At 26.5% G+C, this 3,351-nt stretch carries 5 protein-coding genes; 3 read left to right on the forward strand and 2 right to left on the reverse strand.

The annotated features are described in order from the left end of the window. A partial coding sequence (locus ACRC28_RS16935; RefSeq protein ID WP_438544625.1) for a lysozyme inhibitor LprI family protein occupies positions 1-377 on the forward strand: 377 nt, incomplete at its 5' end. 41 nt (positions 378-418) lie between these two features. On the opposite strand, the gene ACRC28_RS16940 is transcribed toward ACRC28_RS16935, so the two are convergent. Next, on the reverse strand, positions 419-1,084 hold the full coding sequence (locus ACRC28_RS16940; protein WP_438544626.1) for a LiaF transmembrane domain-containing protein: 666 nt from the start codon (positions 1,082-1,084) through the stop codon (positions 419-421). Further along, entirely contained in the window at positions 1,081-1,545 is a 465-nt protein-coding gene (locus tag ACRC28_RS16945) for a LytTR family DNA-binding domain-containing protein (RefSeq protein ID WP_438544627.1), read from the reverse strand. The genes ACRC28_RS16940 and ACRC28_RS16945 overlap by 4 nt, the downstream gene beginning before the upstream one ends. A gap of 216 nt (positions 1,546-1,761) precedes the next feature. Here ACRC28_RS16945 and ACRC28_RS16950 point away from each other — a divergent pair, with 216 nt between their 5' ends. Both ACRC28_RS16950 and ACRC28_RS16955 read left to right on the forward strand, forming a co-directional pair. After that, positions 1,762-3,033, forward strand: a complete 1,272-nt coding sequence (locus tag ACRC28_RS16950) for a hypothetical protein (protein ID WP_438544628.1) — start codon at positions 1,762-1,764, stop codon at positions 3,031-3,033. 16 nt (positions 3,034-3,049) lie between these two features. Continuing rightward, on the forward strand, positions 3,050-3,351 hold a 302-nt coding region (locus ACRC28_RS16955), incomplete at its 3' end, for an ATP-binding cassette domain-containing protein (protein WP_438544629.1).

Below are 3,351 nucleotides of genomic sequence, written 5' to 3' on the forward strand. Positions count from 1 at the left end.
AAGAAAAAAAGGAAGATTTAAAAACTACTTACTTAAATAGATATAATACCTTAAGTAATGACTATAATGACGCCTTTTACTCTAGTATGTATTCTAAATTTTCAGAAGCTGAAAAAAGTCAAATGTTACAAGATATTGCTCTAACATGGGATACTTTATTAAATGATGTTTGGAAATACCTTGAGAAAAATATGGAACCTTCTAAATTTGAAACCTTAAAGAAAGACCAAATTAAGTGGGTTGAAAAGAAAATGAAGGTTGAAAAAGAAGAAAATATATGGGGAATGTCTGGAAATGCTTTCGCTCAAAGCAAATGGAGCACTTTAGGACAAATGAATAAAGAAAGAGTTAAGTTTTTAATTGACAACTATCTTTAATATACAAAAGCTATTGGATGAATCTTCCAATAGCTTTTTTTTTAAATATATTTAATAGTTATTCCTGATAATTTTGAAATTCCTACTAATCTTAAAACTGCTTTTTTCTCATTTAATGATATTCCCTCTTCACTTATTCCACTAAGAATATTATTAATTTCACTTACAACTCTCCATTCCTTTGGAACATACAGTTCAACACCTGAGCAAACAGAATCAATCCTAAGTATTCCTTCTCCATCTTTTATATTATCTTTATCAAAGTACATTTGAACAGCTCCAAAAGAACATTCTACAGCACCTTCATTAAACTCATCAGTTACATAAGTAATTGCAGAACCAAAGCTAGCCTTTGCTTTAGCATCATAATTTATATCTAGTCTTTCCTTTCCTTCATTTATACTACTCTCATGCTTAAACATTATAGATAACCCTAAACTAAATAAAATCCCTACTAAAAAAATTGTTATTAAGCTTAGCTTATAAAACATAAAATACCTTTGTGCCATAGCATACATTCCTGCAACAGGCATTATTATTTCATAAAAGTTTTTTCTACTAATTCCATCTATAATTACTCCAATTAAAATAACAATTAAACCTACATAAATAATATCCCTTGTAAAAACTACATTTAAATCAACTAACACTACTAAAACTCCTATTAATATAATTATTAGTCCTAAAAAAACATTCTTTTTCTTCATACTCCCATCCTCTTTTCTGATAATTTCAACTTTAAATCCTTATAATAATTCCTAGAAACATAAAGCTTCTTTTCAGTATTCTTAAACTCCACTAAACTTGTTGATGTTATATTTTTAAGTATAGAATGTATTTTATTAATATTTATAATTGCAGATTTAGAAACTCTCACAAACTCACTTGGCAAAATTTCTTCTAATTCATATAATTTATACTTAACCTTATAAACCTCATCCCTAGTATGAGCATCAATTTCTTTATTAGCGTTAGTTTCAAAAAATAAAACATTAGAAAGAGATATATAATATTCCTTATCATTTTTATAAAATTCAATTCCACTTGACCTTTTAGCTCTATCCAAAATCATATTTTGAATCTCCAAAACTTCAGCACTAATTTCACTACATCTAATAATAACCTCATCCTCTAAAATACCATCATCAATCTCAATTCTAATCTTCACACCCACACTCACCTCCTTCACACTACTTATTATAGCTTCTTCTCAACCTAAGTAAACAGATAACACCTAAGTGGTAAAAAATCATATCTAACATGTTAAGCATCTTCACTCAAAATATTCTCTAAATTCTTAATTTTCAATTTAAAAGTTTTTATTTACCTCTTTATACATTTTATGGTATCATTTACTTAAAGAAAAACTTAGGAGGTTTTGTTTATGAATAAAGGAATTAATTTAACATTAACCTTACTAAAGAGAAGCGGTTATGAAACTAGACTTTTTGTATGTATATCAGCTTTAGTTTCTGCCTTAGTTTTTAACTTCACTAATTTAACTTTATCCTCTAACCTTTCTGGTATGCCAGCACTTGTAAATTATGTTTTAACCACCTTCCTTATTATAGTTTTAGGAATGGCTTTTTTTGTTACCTTTAAGGCAAACGAATATCTAAATGAGGTAAATAGTAAGGAGATTGGAATAAAAGCCCTTAGTGGTATTTCTAATTTTTCTCTTGGTTTTTTACTTACTATTCAAATTTCTATTTTAAATTTTCTTGGATATTTTTTAGGAATAATTTTAGGTGTTATTATTTCACCTTTATTTAATCTTTTTATATTTAAGTCCTTTTCTATAGAACTTAGTTTAACTGCCTTCATTTATATGGCTTTGTTTTTCCTTATGCAATCTTTTGTTTTAGGGCTTATTAATCAAGGCTTTGGTTATAGAAATGATATTACAGTTTTACTTGGACTTAATGATAAAGCACAATTTTTATCTAAACGTTATGATACTAAGTTAAAGCTTAAATCTTATCTATCAATTCCTCTTATGCTTTCTATTATCTTAATTCTTTTTCTACCTAAAGATATTGTAGATTCTTTAGGAGAACTTATTCTTTTAATAATCTATCTTCCAGTACTTGCCGCTAGTGTATTTTTTAAAAGCTTTATTCCATTGTTTTTAGATAATCTTAAAGCAACGAAGTATTTAAATCATAAATACTTTTTAATTATCGCTAATAATTTAAAAACATCTCTAGCTAAAATGTTTGTTGTTTTTTCTAACTTTATTTTTATTGGTGTAATGTTTCCAACCTTTATGCTTACCCTTAAAAGTGATTACACAATAAATTTATTTTCATCACTAAGCTTTATTATAACTATCTTCCTTATGACATTCTTAATGATTTTTACAAGCCTTTCATCTAACTTTAGTGAAATGAAATCATTAAAAGGTCTTATTCCTTTAGGTTATTCTAAGGCTGATTTAATTTACATTATGAAAACTAAGATATTGATTTTTTACTTTATCTTAACTTCAATACCATTATTTTTTACAACAACTTTAGCAGCATATTTAATACTTTATCAAGGATATAGCATAAGCCTTGCAATAATGTATTTATGCACTTATATTTTGATATTTATAGTATCATCTGTTGTAACTTATCTTTCTAGCTTAAGACAATTAAACAGTATTTTAGATTAAAAGGAGTGATAATATTATGGAAAAAATAATTGAATGTATAGATTTATGTAAAACTTATGAAAGAAAACCTGCTTTAATGGTAATAAAACGCTTAGATGAAAGAGAAGATGTTATTCGTACAATAGCATTAGATAAAGTCTCTCTTTCAGTAGAAAAAGGTGAATTTCTAGTTATAATGGGACCTTCTGGTTCTGGAAAATCAACACTTTTAAACACAATGTCAACTCTTGATACAAAAACAAGTGGAAAGCTTTTCTTTAATGGAACTAACATAAATAAAATATTTGACTCTAATATTGAAAAATTTAGAGGAGAAGA

Source organism: Clostridium sp., assembly GCF_051650885.1.
GTDB lineage: Bacteria > Bacillota > Clostridia > Clostridiales > Clostridiaceae > Clostridium.